Here is a 16,159-nt window from a genome sequence, read left to right as displayed (position 1 = left end):
CGAGGAAAACCCTAACGGAGGTCCCCCCTGAGTCGCTTCGCGCCATCCCCCCCAAGGGGGGACGCTCCCGGTGCGGCGGGGCGGCCCTTGCACGGGAGCACTGGCATGGGGCCACGCCAGTTTCTCGGCGCCGCATAAATGGCCAGGCAGGAGGCCGGCTGCATGCCTCAGCCGCCGGCCACCGACTGCAAGGCTATGGGCTGGGGCAGGCGCAGCACGTTGCCGGTGCCGGCGACCAGGCCGTGCTCGCGCAGGTGGCGCATCACGCGCGAGAAGGTCTCGGGGGCGATGCCCAGTTGCGCCGCGATGAGCCGCTTGCGCTGGTGCAGGGTGACGCTCATGGCGCCGCCGCTGTCGGGTTCGGCGTTCTGCAGCAGCCACTGGGCGCAGCGTGCCTGGGCGTCCTGCGCCAGGCGGCTCACGGCCAGGCCCGATTGCTGCTGGTAGCCCGTGGCCATGTTGCGCAGCAGGGCCTGCGCGGCAAAGGGCAGTGCCGCGCAGCTGCTGCGGAACACCTCCACCGGCAGGTGGCGCAGGTGCACCTGGGTCTGCGCCACCATGTCCACCGCGCAGGGCTCGCCGAGCAGAGCCGACGCGGCGTCCAACCAGAACGGGGCCTCCACCACACCCAACTGGTGGCGCATCTGCCCCTGCTCGCACACGCCCAGCAGCACGCGCCCCTTCTCCAGGTGCGCCACGGTGGCCAGGGTCTGGTGGCGGTGGCGCAGCACGTCACCGGCCGCAGCGATCTGGACCTGGGCGGGCAAAGGGAAAAGCGTGGAGGGCAGCATGGCCCGAACTGTGCCGCGGCGCGGCCCGGCGCGCATTGAGCAAGATCAAACCCGGCCCAGCCTGGGCTTCAGTGCAAAGGGCCGTCCGGTGCGTGTAAGCAGCTGTTGCCAAGGGGCATGGAACTTGCGAACCCGGTCGGCTGGTTCCCACCCGCGCACCAAGGTGCGGCATGTGGCGGGTGCCAGATCCCCAAGCCGGACCTCCGGCCCTTTTCCTCACCCCAGGAGTACACAATGAAAACAAACCTGCTTGCACTCTCGCTCGGCAGCGCCCTGCTGTGCGCCGGCGCCGCCGCCCAGGCCCAGAGCTCGGTCCAGCTGATGGGCCTGACCGACGTGTTCGTCGGCTCCATGCGCAATGCCGGCGACGCCGGCCGCGCCACCGTGCTCAACAGCGGCGGCATGACCACATCGTGGTTCGGCGTCAAGGGCACGGAAGACCTCGGCGGCGGCCTCAAGGCCAACTTCGCGCTGACCTCGTTCATCAAGGTGGACACGGGCACGCAGGGCCGCTTCGTGAACGATACCTTCTTCTCGCGTGACGCCAATGTGGGCCTGTCGGGCGGATTCGGCACGGTGACCGTGGGCCGCGGCCTGGCGCCCAACTTCCTGCCCTCCATCCTGTCCAACCCCATGGGCGACTCGTTCACCTTCGCACCGCTGATCTTGCACATGAACGTGCCCCTGTTCAACGGCACGGGCTGGACGGCCACCACGCCGTCGGACACCGGCTGGGCCAACGAGATCATCTACAGCACGCCCAGCATGGGTGGCCTCACGCTGAACGCGCACTACCAGATCGGCGAGATCGCAGGCGACAACGGCAAGAAGAACATCGGCCTGAATGCGCTGTACTTCAACGGCCCGCTGACCCTCACGGGCTTCTACGAGCGCGACCAGATCAGCAACCCCGCCGTGCCCAGCACCTACCTGGGCACCACCAAGAGCGACTGGATGCTGGGCGGCGCCTACGACTTCACCGTGGTCAAGGCCTTTGCCAGCTACGGCCAGGCCAAGGCCGACAACACCACGAACAAGGCCAAGACGGTGCAGGTGGGCGTTTCCGTGCCGGTGTTCGGCACCGGCAAGGTGCTGGCCTCGTGGGCCCAAACCGAGATGTCGGCCACCGACGTGTCGCGCAAGACCTTCACGCTGGGTTATGACCATTTCCTGTCCAAGCGCACGGACCTGTACGCGATGCTGATAAACGACCGCATCACCGCCCGCACCACCGGCAACAGCTTCGGCCTGGGCGTTCGCCACAGGTTCTGATGCTCCCCCTGAGCCGCTTCGCGTCATCCCCCTGAGGGGGGCGCCCCCGGTGCAGCGGGGCGGCCCTTGCACGGGGGCACTGGCTTCGGCCGCGCCAGTTCGATAGCACGCGACCCATTGGAAGGCTGCAGATCTCCGGTGAGTCTGAGGGCTACAACACCAGGATCGCGCGGAAGTCGTTGACGTTGGTGTGCGTGGGCCCGGTGACCAGCAGGTCGCCCAGGGCCGCGAAGTAGTTCCAGGCGTCGTTGCGCTGCAGGGCGTCTTCGATGTCCGCCCCCACGGTGTGGCCGCGCTGCAGCGTGTCGGGCACCACGAAGGCGCCCGCATTGCTTTCCACCCCGTCGATGCCGTCGGTGTCGGCGGCCAGCGCCCAGACCGATGGCTCGCCCTGCAGGGCCTTGGCCAGCCCCAGGCAGAACTCGCCTGCGCGGCCGCCCCGGCCGCGGGGTGCGTCGGGTGCGCGCGGGCGCACGGTGACCGTGGTCTCGCCCCCCGAGAGGATGACGCAGGGTGTGCTGAACGGCTGCCCCCGGTGCACCGCCGAACGCGCCAGCGCCGCGTGCACCTTGCCCACCTCGCGCGACTCGCCCTCGATCTCGTCCGAGAGGATGACGGCGTTGAGCCCCGCGCCACGTGCCGCCGCCGCCGCGGCCTCCAGCGCCTGCCAGGGGGTGGCCACCAGGTGCACGGCATGGCCCTCGAACACGCCGTCGCCAGGCTTGGGTGTCTCCAGCGCACCTTCGCGCAGCGCCCGCAGAGTGGGCTCGGGCACCTCGATGCCGTAGCGCACCAGGATGGCCAGCGCATCGGCGCAGGTGCTCGCATCGGGCACCGTGGGCCCGCTCGCAATGACCGAGGGGTCGTCGCCCGGCACATCGCTGATGGTCAGCGTGACCACGCGCGCCGGCGCGCAGGCCGCTGCCAGCCGCCCGCCCTTGATGCGCGAGAGGTGCTTGCGCACGCAGTTCATCTCGCCGATGTCGGCGCCGCTTTCCAGCAGCGCGCGGTTGATGCGCTGCTTGTCTTCGAGCGTGAGGCCCTCGCCCGGAAGGGTGAGCAGTGAGGAGCCGCCGCCCGAGATCAGGCACAGCACCAGGTCGTCGGCCGTGAGGCCGGCGGTCAGCTCCAGCAGGCGCTGCGCGGCCACCTCGCCGGCAGCATCGGGCACGGGGTGGGCGGCCTCGACCACTTCGATGCGCTGCGCCAGGCCTGCCGGCCGCGGCGGGATGTGGCCGTAGCGCGTCACCACCAGGCCCGACAAGGGCGCATCCTCGGGCCACAGGGCTTCGAGCGCCTGGGCCATGGCGCCACCGGCCTTGCCGCCGCCCAGCACCAGGGTGCGCCCGCGCGGTGGCGTGGGCAGCCAGGCGCGCATGCCGTGCAGGGGCTGGGCGCTGCGCACGGCCACGTCAAAAAGGCCGCGCAGAAAGCCGCGGGGATCGGTCTGGAAGTCAGGCAACGGGCCGGGTGGGAAAGCAGAGGTTTCGGACATGGTGTGCATTGTGCGCGGCCTCCGGCAAACAGGTGTAAACCCGAACCCGCTGTAACCCAACTGTCACAAGCGGCCGGTATGGTGGACCCCCTAGAAGTGACAAATTGCAACCATGAAGCACGAACGTCTCCAGCGCATGCTGGCGCTGCTGTCGCCCGCCGCGCAGCTCGGCGCGGGGCCGCTGGCGCAGCTGATGCGGGATGGTGGCCTGCACTGCGTGTTCCAGCCGCTCGGAGACTTGCGCGAAGGCAGCATCTTTGCCCATGAGGCGCTGATCCGCGGCCCCAAGGGCTCGGCGCTGCACACCCCCGATGTGCTGCTGCAGCGGGCGCGCGACGAGCAGCTGCTGCAGGATTTCGAGCTGGTGTGCGTCTTCACCGCGCTGCAGGACTGGGGCGACCACGGTGCCCCCGGCCGCCTGTTCGTGAACATCAGCGCCGATGCGCTGGTGCACGCCGTGGCCCTGTTCGGCCAAGGCCGCCTGGGCGAGACAGTGCGCAGCTTCGGCGTGAGCGCGCGCATGCTGGTGCTGGAGATTACCGAGCACGAGCGCGTGACCGACATGCCCGCGCTGCGCGAGGCCATCCGCGAGGTGCATGCCTGCGGCGCGCGCCTGGCGCTCGACGATTTCGGCGATGGCCGCTCCAGCCTGCGCCTGTGGTCCGAGGTCAAGCCCGACTTCGTGAAGATCGACCGCTATTTCATCCACGACATCAGCGAGCACCCCGAGAACCTGCAGATGCTGCAGGCCATCAAGGGCATTGCCGACGTGTTCGGCACCACGCTGATCGCCGAGGGCATCGAGACGCGCGACGACCTGCGCGCGCTGCGCGACCTGGCCATTCCCTACGGCCAGGGCTGGGTGCTGGGCCGGCCCGCGCGCGCGCCGCGCGAGGCCATCGACGGGCCCGCGCTCGACGTGCTGCAGGACCGCCGCGTGGCCGTGCTGCCCCACCTGGGCCAGACCGCGCGCCCGGGCATTCTGCGCAGCCTGATGGTGCTGCAGGCCCCCACGGTGACACCGGCCACCAGCAACGACGAGGTGGCCGCCCTGCTGCAGGAGCGCACCGACCTGCACGCACTGGCCGTGGTGAACGGCACGCGCCCGGTGGCGCTGATCAACCGCCAGCAGTTCATGAACCACTACGCCACGCTGTACTTCCGCGAAGTGCATGGGCGCAAGCCCTGCGTCGGCTTTGCCAACAACACGCCGCGCGTGGTGGAGCTCGACTGCGACGTGGACCAGCTCGTGGGCATCCTCACCTCACAGGACCAGCGCTACCTGAGCGATGGCTACATCGTCACCGACAACGGCCGCTACGTGGGCCTGGGCACGGGCGACCAGCTGGTGCGCGCGGTGACCGAGACACGCATCGAGGCAGCGCGCCATGCCAACCCGCTGACCTTTCTGCCCGGCAACATCCCCATCAGCATGCACATGCAGCGCCTGCTGGAGAGCGGTACCGAGTTCGTGGCCTGCTATGCCGACCTGAACAACTTCAAGCCCTTCAACGACCACTACGGCTACTGGCGCGGCGACCAGATGATCCGCCTGGTGGCGCGCCTGGCGACCACGCACTGCGATGCACGACGCGACTTCGTGGGCCATGTGGGGGGCGACGATTTCATGCTCATCTTCCAGAGCAGCAACTGGCTGCAGCGCTGCAAGAACATCGTGGACGAGTTCGCGCGCGAGGCGCTCACCCTGTTCGACGACGGCGCCCGCGCCCTGGGCGGCATCCACTCGGAAGACCGCCACGGCGTGCGCCGCTTCTTTCCGTGCACCACGCTGGCCATCGGGGCGGTTCGCATCCAGCCCGGCGTGCACCGCCATGCCGAAGAGGTGGCCAACCTGGCCGCCATGGCCAAGCACGAAGCCAAGCTGGCGGCCAGCGGCGTGGTGCTGCATGGCGAGCCGTCCGGCGCCCACAACGCCCTGCGCGCACTGCAGAGCGTGCTCGCAGCGTGAACGGGGAATCTGCCTCTTCGCCCCACTCTGTACGTCTGAACCCAGAAGCGATCAAACGCGCACGGCCTGGGCCAGCGACCGCCGCGCTGGCGGTGTCCCCCTTCCCGAACTACGCAGTGGTTCGAGAGAAGGGGGAAGGCGCGAAGCGACTCAGGGGGTTGTCACTTTCGCGCCGTCCTGGAACCAGCGGCCGATGAGCGCGCGCTCGGCATCGGTCATCTGCGTGGCGTTGTTCATGGGCATGAGCTTTTGCACCACCGCCTGCTGGTAGACCGCCTGGGCATGCTGCTGGACCAGGGCCGGCGAATCCAGGCGCAGGTTCTTCATCTGCACCTGGGCGCCATGGCACAGGTAGCAGCGCTGTTCGAGCACCGTCTGCACGGCGGCAAAGTCGCTGCCAGCCCCGGCTGCAGCGGGCGCGGCAACGGGAGCAGCTGCAGCAGCCGTCGCAGGTGCCGCCTGGGACGCGGCGGAAGCCGCGGGCGCTGGTGCCGCAACCGCTGCCGGCTTGGCGGCGGCCACGGGCTCGGGTGCCGGTGCGGGCTTCATCCAGACGATGGCACCCAGCAGGGCCACCACGCCCACCAGGGCATAGGGCAGCGGATTGGGGTTGCGGCCGAGCTTGTAGCCGTGGCGCATCACGAAGAACTGGCGGATGGCGGCGCCCGCGAACATCATGATGATGAGCACCAGCCAGTTCTGCGGGTGGCTCCAGGTGAAGCTGTAGTGGTTGCTCAGCATCGCAAAGATCACTGGCAGCGTGAAGTAGGTGTTGTGCACACTGCGCTGCTTGCCGCGCTTGCCGTGGATCGGGTCCACGTTCTGGCCGGTACGGATCTGGCGCACCACGGTGCGCTGACCGGGGATGATCCAGAAGAACACGTTGGCGCTCATCGAGGTGGCGATCATCGCGCCCACCAGCAGAAAGGCCGCGCGCCCGGCGAACAGATGGCAGGCCAGCCAGGAGGCGATGCACACCAGCACCAGCACCAGGCCGCCGACGATGGCGTCGCCGTTCTTCTTCTGCCCGAAGATGCGGCAGATGCCGTCGTACAGCAGCCAGAACACGACCAGGAAGGCCAGCGCCGCGCCGATGGCCGCGGGCGGCGCCCAGTCCATGCGCGACTTGTCGATCAGGTAGGTGCCCGCGCTCCACAGATAGGACAGGGTGAACAGCGCAAAGCCGCTGAGCCAGGTGCTGTAGCTTTCCCAATAGAACCAGTGCAGGTGCTTGGGCAGCTCGGGCGGGGAGACGGCGAACTTGACCGGGTGGTAGAAGCCGCCGCCGTGCACGGCCCAGAGCTCGCCGCTCACGCCCTGCTTCTTGAGGTCTTCGTCCTCGGGCGGCGTGAGGCTGCTGTCCAGGAAGACGAAGTAGAAGGAGGAGCCAACCCAGGCGATGGCAGTGATGACGTGGACCCAGCGCAAGAGCAGGTTGGCCCAGTCGAGAAGGTAGTGTTCCATTTTTTTCTCAACCTCGGCGGCGTGGGGGGACACACCGCCTGAACAACCTGCTCACCACTGCGGGCGCTCTGAGCAGAAGATGGGGTCGCGCACCATGGCAAGCCAGGCTTGCCGGGGCACCGCTGCGACCCATGGGACCGGTGCCGCAACGGCCGACCATGTCCCGGGTGAAAGTGTATGCAAAAACTGTTTTCAATTCCAGCCCTGCAGTGATCGAATCAGGCCTGGGAATACCCTTGCTGTGGGATTGCCGCCACCTGGACTGCCGCCACTGATTGCAAGAGTTGTGCCGCCACGGCCACCGCAATCACCTCGGGCTCCTTGCCCGGGATGCCCGGCACGCCGATGGGGCAGGTCACGTGCGCCAGCTCGCGCGGGCTGAAGCCGCGCGCCGTGAGCCGGCTGGTGAAGGTGGCCCACTTGGTCTTGCTGCCGATGAGGCCGATGAAGGGCAGGTCGCCGCGCTCGCGCTGGCGCTTGAGGCAGGCGGCCACCACGTCCAGGTCCTCGGCGTGGCTGAAGCTCATGATGAGCACGCGCGAGCCCGGTGCCAGGGTGGGCACGGCCATCTGCACCGGCTCGGAATGCTCGCAGTGCACGTTGGGCGGCGGGGCGTCCGGAAAAATGCCGTCGCGGCTGTCGATCCAGGTCAGCGCAAAGGGCAGCGGCGCCAGCACGCGCGCCAGGGCGTGGCCCACATGGCCGCCGCCAAACAGCGCCACCGGGTGCAAATCGGCCGTGAGGCGCCGGGCCAGGGCGGGCGCGTCCTGCGCGGCCACGCGCTCGAATTCGAGGAACACCACGCCCCCGCAGCACTGGCCGAGCGCCGGGCCCAGGGCAAAGCGCATGGGCGCCGGGTCGTTGGCGGCGCCCGGGGTGGCCAGGCGGCGGCGCGCCTCGGCAATGGCCTGGTGCTCCAGGTGGCCACCACCGATGGTGCCCACCAACCTGTGGGCGAACACGGCCATCCACGCCCCCGATTCACGCGGCACCGAGCCTTGGGTAGACTCCACGGTCACCAGACATGCCGGTTCGGCCGCAAGGCCTGCCAGCAACAAACGCAAGTTCTCCACTGCAGCCGTCCTTTCGTTACACCCGCCCGCCATGCCCGATACCCCGCCCCACCACCGCCCCGGCACAGGCCGCCACTGGCTGCTGGCAGGCATCATGGCCGCTGGTGCCGCCCTGATCGCTGCCTGCAAGTCTGCGCCCGAACCCGCGCCCACGCCAGAGAGCCGCCCTCCTACCAGTACCGATATCCAGGGCGTCAAGGGCCCCGTGCCGGCCGCTGCCGGCTCGGCCCGCCCCTCGGCAGCGGCCACGCCCCGCGCCTACCGGCAGGACGGTGCCAGCCACCTCTATGGGCTGAACGCCGAGCGCATCTTCAAGGGCAAGCTGCCCCCTCAGCTGTACGCCATCGGCGTGATCGAGGTGGACATCGACCGCACCGGCAAGGTCACGCGCGTGAACTGGCTGCGCGCCCCGCGGCATGCGCCCGAGGTGGTCAAGGAGATCGAGCGCACCGTGCGCGCCGCGGCCCCCTACCCGGTGCCCACGCGCCTGGGCAAGGTGACCTACACCGAGACCTGGCTGTGGGACAAGAGCGGCAAGTTCCAACTCGATACCCTCACTGAAGGCCAGCTCTAAGAGCCGTCAAGAACCGCGGTAGGTGGAATAGCTCCACGGGCTCACCAGCAGGGGCACGTGGTAGTGCTGGTCTTCGTGTGCAATGCCGAAGTCCAGGCTCACCTGGTTCAAAAAGTTCGGCTCGGGCAGTTCCACGCCCCGGGCCTTGAAATACCCCGCCACATCGAAACGCAGCCGGTAGGTGCCGGCGCGCAGGCTGGCGTTGTCGAACAGCGGCGCATCGGTGCGCCCATCGTGGTTCAGCACCAGGCGCTTGATCAGCGTGGCGGCGTCGCCATGGGTGGAAAACAGCGCCACTTCCATGCCGGCGGCGGGGCAGCCATTCATGGTGTCCAGAACGTGAGTGCTCAAGCCCATAGGGATTCTCCTGAAGGATGGGAAAGTAAAAAACGCAATCTGTAGACTAAAAGTGTATACACTTTTCGCCAATCCTCCTATCATGTCGCCATGGAATCTTCATCCACCAGTGCCATCGTCGAGGCGTTGACCCGCGCCATCGTCGAACACCGCCTGCAGCCGGGCACCAAGCTGGCCGAGCAGAAGCTGGCCGACCATTTCGGCGTTTCGCGCACGCTGGTGCGCCAGGCGCTGTTCCAGATGGCCCAGAACAAGCTGGTCACGCTGGAGCCCGCGCGCGGCGCCTTCGTCTCCACCCCCTCAGTCGAAGAGGCGCGCCAGGTGTTCGCCGTGCGCCGCATGCTCGAGACCGAGATGACCCGCGCCTTCGTGCGCAGCGTCACGCCCGCCAAGATCAAGGCCCTGCGCGCCCACGTCGCCAGCGAAAAAGCCGCCATGGGCACGGCCGACGCCAGCAGCCGCACCGAACTGCTGGGCGACTTCCACGTGCGCATGGCCGAGCTCATGGGCAACGAGGTGCTGGCCCACCTGCTCGGCGATTTGATCTCGCGCTGCGCGCTGATCACGCTGATGTACCAGTCGGCCAGCGCCGCAGAACATTCGCATGAAGAACACGGCGAGATCGTCACCGCGCTGGCTGCGCGCGACGAGGACCAGGCCGTGGCGCTCATGCAATCGCACCTCGAACACGTCGAGGCCAGCCTGGTCTTCGACCGCAAGCGCCCTGCCAGTGACCTGGCCATGGCGCTTGCCCCCGTGACTTCCGTTTCGTGAGCAGACACACCATGATCTACGACGCCACCCATCCCTATCCCCGCGACCTCGTCGGCTATGGCCGCCACACGCCCCACGCCCAGTGGCCGGGCCAGGCGCGCATTGCCGTGCAGTTCGTGCTCAACTATGAAGAGGGCGGCGAGAACGCCACCCTGCACGGCGACGCAGGCTCCGAACAATTCCTCTCGGAAATGTTCAACCCCGCCAGCTACCCCGAGCGCCACATGAGCATGGAGGGCATCTACGAATACGGCTCGCGTGCCGGCGTGTGGCGCATCCTGCGCGAGTTCGACAAGCGCGGCCTGCCGCTCACCGTGTTCGGCGTATCGACGGCGCTGCAGCGCCACCCCGAGCTGACCCAGGCCTTCGTGCAGGCCGGCCATGAGATCGCCTGCCACGGCCTCAAGTGGATCCACTACCAGAACGTGCCCGAAGAAGTGGAGCGCGCCCACATGGCCGAGGCCATGGCCATCATCGAGCGCATGACCGGCCAGCGCGCCACCGGCTGGTACACCGGGCGCGACAGCCCCAACACCCACCGCCTGGTGGCCGACTTCGGCGGCTTCGAATACGACAGCGACTACTACGGCGACGACCTGCCCTTCTGGATGAAGGTGCAGCGCACCGACGGCAGCGTGGCGCCCCAGCTCATCGTGCCCTACACGCTGGACTGCAACGACATGCGCTTTGCCCTGCCCCAGGGCTACTCGCACGCCGACCCGTTCTTCCAGTACCTCAAGGACACCTTCGACGCCCTGTACGCCGAAGGCGACCCCGACGGCGACAACGCGCCCAAGATGATGAGCATCGGCATGCACTGCCGCCTGCTGGGCCGCCCCGGCCGCATCACGGCGCTGCAGCGCTTCCTGGACCACATCGCCCGGCACGACAAGGTGTGGGTGGCGCGCCGCGTGGACATTGCGCGCCACTGGGCCCAGGTGCACCCCTTCAACGACACCACCGCCACCAGCAAGGCCTGACCACCATGGCACTCACCATCACCCAACTCAACGCGGCCAGCCCGGCCGAGGCCCTGCAGTGGCTGGACGGCGTGTACGAGCACTCGCCCTGGATTGCCGAGCAGGCGCTGGCAGAGCGCCCCTTCCGTTCGCTGGCGCACCTGCGCCATGCCCTGGCCCAGGCCGTGCGCAATGCCCCGCAGGATGCGCAGCTGGCCCTGATCCGCGCCCACCCCGAGCTGGCCGGCAAGGCCATGGTGGCCAACAGCCTCACGGCCGAGTCGACCAACGAGCAGAGCAAGGCCGGCTTGGCCCAGTGCACGCCCGAGGAGTTCGCGCGCATCCAGCAGCTCAATGCGGACTACAACGCGCGCTTCGGCTTCCCCTTCATCCTCGCGGTGCGCGGTCCGCGCGGCGCGGGCCTGCCACGCCAGGAGATCATTGCCACCTTTGCGCGCCGGCTGGACAACCACCCCGACTTCGAGCGCGCCGAGGCGCTGCGCAACATCCACCGCATCGCCGAGATCCGCCTGAACGACAAGTTCGACGCCGAGCCCGTGCTGGGCAACGACGTGTGGGACTGGCAGGAGAACCTGGCCCAGCACTCGGACCCCGGCTTTGCCGAGAAGGGCCAGCTCACCGTCACCTACCTGACCGACGCGCACCGCGCCTGCGCCCAGCGCATCAGCCACTGGATGCGGGACTGCGGGTTTGACGAGGTCGAAGTGGATGCCGTGGGCAACGTGGTGGGCCGCTACCACCCAGTCCCCGGCGCCGCACAGGCCAAATACCTGATGACCGGCTCGCACTACGACACGGTGCGCAACGGCGGCAAGTACGACGGGCGGCTGGGCATCTTCGTGCCCATGGCCTGCGTGCGCGAGCTGCACCGCGCCGGCAAGCGCCTGCCCTTCGGCATCGAGGTGATCGGCTTTGCCGAGGAAGAAGGCCAGCGCTACAAGGCCACCTTCCTCGGGTCGGGCGCGCTCATCGGCCACTTCAACCCCGCCTGGCTGGACCAGAAGGACGCCGACGGCGTGACCATGCGCGAGGCCATGCAGCATGCCGGCCTGTGCATTGACGACATCCCCAAGCTGCAGCGCGACCCGGCGCAGTACCTGGGCTTCATCGAGGTGCACATCGAGCAGGGCCCGGTGCTCAACGAGCTGGACCTGCCTCTGGGCGTGGTCACCTCCATCAACGGCGGCGTGCGCTACGTGGGCGAGATGATCGGCATGGCCAGCCATGCCGGCACCACCCCCATGGACCGCCGCCGCGACGCCGCCGTGGCCGTGGCCGAGCTGGCCCTGTACATCGAGCAGCGCGCCGCGAAGGACGGCGACTCGGTGGGCACCATCGGCCTGCTGAACGTGCCCGGCGGCTCCATCAACGTGGTGCCGGGCCGCTGCCAGTTCAGCCTGGACCTGCGCGCCCCCAACGACCCGCAGCGCGACGCGCTGGCCAAGGACGTGCTGGCCGAGCTGGCCCGCATCGCCGAGCGGCGCGGCATGCGCTACACGCTGGAGGAATCCATGCGCGCCGCCGCTGCCCCCAGCGCCCCGGCCTGGCAGCAGCGCTGGGAACGCGCAGTGGACGCCCAGGGCGTGCCGCTGTTCCGCATGCCCAGCGGCGCCGGGCACGATGCGATGAAGCTGCACGAGATCATGCCCCAGGCCATGCTCTTCGTGCGCGGCCTGAACTCCGGCATCAGCCACAACCCGCTCGAATCCACCACCAACAACGACATGCAGCTGGCCGTGGACGCCTTCACGCACGTGCTGCAACAGCTCTCCGAGGAAACCCCCGCATGACCACCCCACAAAACGACTACAGCGCACTGGATGCGTGGATCGACCAGCACTTCGACGAAGAGGTGCAGTTCCTGCAGGCCCTGGTGCGCGTGCCCACCGACACGCCGCCGGGCAACAACGCCCCCCACGCCGAGCGCACGGCCGAACTGCTCAAGGACTTTGGCTACGAGGCCGAAAAGCACGCCGTGCCCGCGGCCGATGTGCAGGCCTACGGCATGGAGTCCATCACCAACCTGATCGTGCGCCGCCAGTACGGTGCAGACAAGAAGGGCCCCACCATCGCCCTGAACGCCCACGGCGACGTGGTGCCCCCCGGCGAGGGCTGGACGCACGACCCCTACGGCGCCGAGATCGTGGACGGCAAGATGTACGGCCGCGCCACCGCCGTGAGCAAGAGCGATTTCGCGAGCTTCACGTACGCCGTGCGCGCACTGGAGGCCGTGGCCAAGCCCAGCACCGGCGCGGTGGAACTGCACTTCACCTACGACGAAGAATTCGGCGGCGAGCTGGGCCCCGGCTGGCTGCTGCAAAAGGGCCTGACCAAGCCGGATTTGATGATCGCGGCCGGCTTCTCGTACGAAGTGGTCACCGCCCACAACGGCTGCCTGCAGATGGAAGTGACGGTGCACGGCAAGATGGCGCACGCCGCCGTGCCCCATACCGGCGTGGACGCGCTGCAGGGCGCCGTGCACATCCTGAACGCGCTGTACGCGCAGAACCAGGAGTATTTGAAGGTCACCTCCAACGTGGCCGGCATCAAGCACCCCTACCTGAACGTGGGCCGCATCGAGGGCGGCACCAACACCAACGTGGTGCCCGGCAAGGTAACGTTCAAGCTCGACCGCCGCATGATCCCCGAAGAAAACCCGGTGGAGGTGGAAGCCAACATCCGCCGCGTGATCGAAACCGCTGCGGGCGAGCGCGCCGGCATCTCGGTGGAGATCCGCCGCCTGCTGCTGGCCAACGCCATGACGCCGCTGGCCGGCAACAAGCCGCTGGTCGATGCGATCCAGAAGCACGCGCAGGAACTGCTGGGCGAGCCCGTGCCCGCCGTGGGCACGCCCCTGTACACCGACGTGCGCCTGTACGTGGAGCGCGGCATTCCCGGCGTGATCTACGGCGCCGGCCCGCGCACCGTGCTCGAATCGCATGCCAAGCGTGCCGACGAGCGCCTGGACCTGGAAGACCTGCGCCGTGCGACCAAGGTCATCGCGCGCACCTTGAAGGACTTGCTGGCGTAAGCCCGCCCCTTGGGGCTGGGCAAGCCATACACGCCCGGCCCCACAACCGCCCCCTATCCGCCCACCGCAGGCGGTGGACGGACGAACCGCAAGGGTGCTTGCGTGGCACCATCAGATTGCGCCCCCGTGGACCTTTTTCGGGCTCCGCAACACATCTAGAGTCATGGGCTTGCACCACTCTTCCTGGCCTTTCAGGACTGCGTAGCCATGACCTCCCCATCCCCGACCGATTCACCCGGCCCGCAACTTGCGTGGGTGCCTGCCTGCCGGCAGGGGATGACGCCCATGCACTGCGCGCATACCCAATCGGCATGACCCGCTGGCCCCCCAGCGGCCCGGCCCCCTCTAAACTCACTCTGGGCTATTTCGCGCACCGATTGCGTACCGGTTCGCGGCACTGCCTTCCAAAAGATCCTACAGAGCAATAACCAAGGAGCACCTACCAATGAACCGCATCCGCCATACCCTGCTGGCCAGCAGTGTCGCGCTGGCCCTGGCCAGCCTGACCGCTTGCGGCAGCACCACCCCGGCCGTTACGACCAAGCCGGCCACCGCGCCGGTCGCCGCGGTACAGCAGACGGCAGCGGCCCAAGCCGCCAGCGCCGCTTATGACTTCGACATGGATGTGTTCCACCCCGTGGTGGCACGCAACGGCATGGTAGCCACCGAGCAGGAACTGGCCTCGCAAGTGGGCCTCGATATCCTGAAAGCCGGTGGCAATGCGGTGGACGCAGCCGTGGGCATCGGCTTTGCGCTGGCCGTGGCCCTGCCCAATGCGGGCAACCTGGGCGGCGGCGGGTTCATGATGGTGCACGACGCCAAGACCGGCAAGAGCGTGGCCCTGGACTTCCGCGAGGTGGCGCCCATCAAGGCCACGCGCGACATGTACCTGGACGACAAGGGCAATGTGGTCGACGGCAAGTCGCTGTTCACCCACTACGCCGTGGGCGTGCCCGGCACCGTGGCCGGCATGGAGCATGCGCTCAAGAGCTGGGGCACCCTGCCCCTGTCGCGCGTGATCGCCCCGGCCATCGAGCTGGCGGACAAGGGCTTCCCCGTGAGCGAAACGCTGGCCAAGATTCTGCAGCAGGAAAAGAAGAACATGGGCAAGTGGCCCGCCACCCAGGCCATCTTCTGGAAGAACGGCGAGCCCCTGAAGGTGGGCGATGCGCTGGTGCAGAAAGACCTGGCCCAGTCCATGCGCCTGATCGGCCAGCAAGGCGCCAAGGCGTTCTACGAAGGCGAGATCGCCCAGAAGATCGCCGCCGAAATGGCATCGCACGCCGGCGCCATCACACTGCAGGACCTGCGCGAGTACAAGGTGGCCGAGCGCGTGCCCACGCGCGGCACCTACCGCGGCTATGAGATCGTGACCATGCCGCCACCCTCCTCCGGTGGCCCGCACCTGGTGCAGATCCTCAATATGCTGGAGCCCCTGCCCCTGGCCCAGTGGGGCCCCAACAGCGCGCAGACCATCCACTACATGGCCGAGAGCATGAAGCTCGCGTACGCCGACCGCTCCGAGTACCTGGGCGACCCGGACTTCGTGAAGATCCCGCTGAAGGGCCTGACCTCCAAGCGCTATGCCGAGTCGCTGGCCAAGGGCATCGACGCCAACACCGCGCGCAGCGGCAAGAGCATCAAGCCCGGCCAGCCCCAGCCCTATGAGAGCGACCAGACCACCCACTACTCGGTGGTGGACAAGGCCGGCAACGCCGTGGCCGTGACCTACACGCTGAACACCAACTTCGGCAGCGGCATCGTCGCCAAGGGCACCGGCATTCTGCTCAACAACGAGATGGACGACTTCTCGGCCAAGCCCGGCGTGGCCAATGCCTACGGCCTGGTCGGCGGCGACGCCAACGCGGTCGCAGCCAAGAAGCGCCCCCTGTCGTCCATGACGCCCACCCTGGTGCTGAAAGACGGCAAGCCCACCCTGGTGACCGGCAGCCCCGGCGGCGCCCGCATCATCACCACGGTGCTGCAGACCGTGGTGAACACGATTGACTTCGGCATGAACCCCGCTGAAGCCGCCGCCGCACCACGCGTGCACCACCAGTGGACGCCCGATGAGTTGCGCGTGGAAAAGGGTTTGTCGCCCGACACCCTGGCACTGCTCAAGCAGCGCGGCCACAACATCGCGGTGAAGCCGTCGATGGGGCGCACGCAGACGATCCAGCTGCGCGGTGGCGCGATGTACGGGTACTCGGATCCGCGCAATCCGGATGGGAAGACGTTGGGGTATTGATGCATGGCCTGACGGGCCCGCGCCGCAGGCCCGTCATGGTTGATCCATAGCTCAGCCGACAAGGCACCAACGAACAAAGGCCGCGCCCTGTGAGGGGCGCGGCCTTTGTCTTTGTAGCGCTTGTGCCGGCC

13 protein-coding genes are annotated in these 16,159 nt (G+C 68.2%); 8 read left to right on the top strand and 5 right to left on the bottom strand.

The genetic code is table 11. From position 1 onward, the window contains the following. Nucleotides 1-167 precede the first annotated feature (167 nt). Nucleotides 168-791 carry a Crp/Fnr family transcriptional regulator gene (locus tag AC3WOH_RS08190; RefSeq protein ID WP_492228860.1) on the bottom strand — a complete coding sequence of 208 codons (624 nt, stop codon included), beginning with the start codon at nt 789-791 and terminating at the stop codon, nt 168-170. Nucleotides 792-1,025: 234 nt separating this feature from the next. On the opposite strand from AC3WOH_RS08190, the gene AC3WOH_RS08185 reads away from it, so the two are divergent. Next, a complete protein-coding gene (locus AC3WOH_RS08185; RefSeq protein ID WP_492228859.1) occupies nt 1,026-2,063 on the top strand; it encodes a porin in 1,038 nt (345 codons plus the stop codon). A gap of 151 nt (nt 2,064-2,214) precedes the next feature. On the opposite strand, the gene AC3WOH_RS08180 is transcribed toward AC3WOH_RS08185, so the two are convergent. Further along, nucleotides 2,215-3,567 (bottom strand): glycerate kinase type-2 family protein, encoded by a 1,353-nt coding sequence (locus AC3WOH_RS08180; RefSeq protein WP_492228858.1) that lies wholly within the window; start codon nt 3,565-3,567, stop codon nt 2,215-2,217. Between the two features lie 103 nt (nt 3,568-3,670). Between AC3WOH_RS08180 and AC3WOH_RS08175 the strand changes: the two genes are divergently transcribed. Then, nucleotides 3,671-5,527, top strand: coding sequence for an EAL domain-containing protein (locus AC3WOH_RS08175; RefSeq protein WP_492228857.1), 1,857 nt, complete (start codon nt 3,671-3,673; stop codon nt 5,525-5,527). 150 nt (nt 5,528-5,677) lie between these two features. On the opposite strand, the gene AC3WOH_RS08170 is transcribed toward AC3WOH_RS08175, so the two are convergent. Together AC3WOH_RS08170 and xdhC are read right to left on the bottom strand one after the other, a co-directional pair. After that, nucleotides 5,678-6,991 carry a urate hydroxylase PuuD gene (locus AC3WOH_RS08170; protein WP_492228856.1) on the bottom strand — a complete coding sequence of 438 codons (1,314 nt, stop codon included), beginning with the start codon at nt 6,989-6,991 and terminating at the stop codon, nt 5,678-5,680. Nucleotides 6,992-7,209: 218 nt separating this feature from the next. Then, nucleotides 7,210-8,097 carry a xanthine dehydrogenase accessory protein XdhC gene (gene xdhC / locus AC3WOH_RS08165; RefSeq protein WP_492228855.1) on the bottom strand — a complete coding sequence of 296 codons (888 nt, stop codon included), beginning with the start codon at nt 8,095-8,097 and terminating at the stop codon, nt 7,210-7,212. Between xdhC and AC3WOH_RS08160 the strand changes: the two genes are divergently transcribed. Beyond that, nucleotides 8,096-8,638 (top strand): energy transducer TonB, encoded by a 543-nt coding sequence (locus AC3WOH_RS08160; protein ID WP_492228854.1) that lies wholly within the window; start codon nt 8,096-8,098, stop codon nt 8,636-8,638. The two genes, xdhC and AC3WOH_RS08160, sit on opposite strands and share 2 nt — an antisense overlap. A 6-nt stretch (nt 8,639-8,644) precedes the next feature. Here the strand turns inward: AC3WOH_RS08160 and uraH are convergent, their stop codons facing one another. Further along, complete coding sequence (gene uraH, locus AC3WOH_RS08155; RefSeq protein ID WP_184856856.1) at nt 8,645-8,995, bottom strand: hydroxyisourate hydrolase; 351 nt, start codon at nt 8,993-8,995, stop codon at nt 8,645-8,647. Between the two features lie 90 nt (nt 8,996-9,085). On the opposite strand from uraH, the gene AC3WOH_RS08150 reads away from it, so the two are divergent. From AC3WOH_RS08150 to ggt, 5 genes are all read left to right on the top strand, one after another. Then, nucleotides 9,086-9,769 carry a GntR family transcriptional regulator gene (locus tag AC3WOH_RS08150; protein WP_184856857.1) on the top strand — a complete coding sequence of 228 codons (684 nt, stop codon included), beginning with the start codon at nt 9,086-9,088 and terminating at the stop codon, nt 9,767-9,769. 11 nt (nt 9,770-9,780) lie between these two features. Further along, nucleotides 9,781-10,749 carry an allantoinase PuuE gene (gene puuE / locus AC3WOH_RS08145; protein ID WP_492228853.1) on the top strand — a complete coding sequence of 323 codons (969 nt, stop codon included), beginning with the start codon at nt 9,781-9,783 and terminating at the stop codon, nt 10,747-10,749. 5 nt (nt 10,750-10,754) lie between these two features. Further along, on the top strand, nt 10,755-12,539 hold the full coding sequence (gene uraD / locus AC3WOH_RS08140) for a 2-oxo-4-hydroxy-4-carboxy-5-ureidoimidazoline decarboxylase (protein ID WP_492228852.1): 1,785 nt from the start codon (nt 10,755-10,757) through the stop codon (nt 12,537-12,539). Further along, nucleotides 12,536-13,780, top strand: a complete 1,245-nt coding sequence (locus AC3WOH_RS08135; protein WP_492228851.1) for a M20 family metallopeptidase — start codon at nt 12,536-12,538, stop codon at nt 13,778-13,780. Before uraD ends, AC3WOH_RS08135 begins: the two co-directional genes overlap by 4 nt. A 445-nt stretch (nt 13,781-14,225) precedes the next feature. Next, nucleotides 14,226-16,028, top strand: coding sequence for a gamma-glutamyltransferase (gene ggt, locus AC3WOH_RS08130; protein ID WP_492228850.1), 1,803 nt, complete (start codon nt 14,226-14,228; stop codon nt 16,026-16,028). Nucleotides 16,029-16,159: the final 131 nt, after the last annotated feature.

It is taken from the genome of Acidovorax sp. FW305-C-20-28, from assembly GCF_058783375.1.
This window is presented reverse-complemented; position numbering and strand designations above follow the sequence as displayed.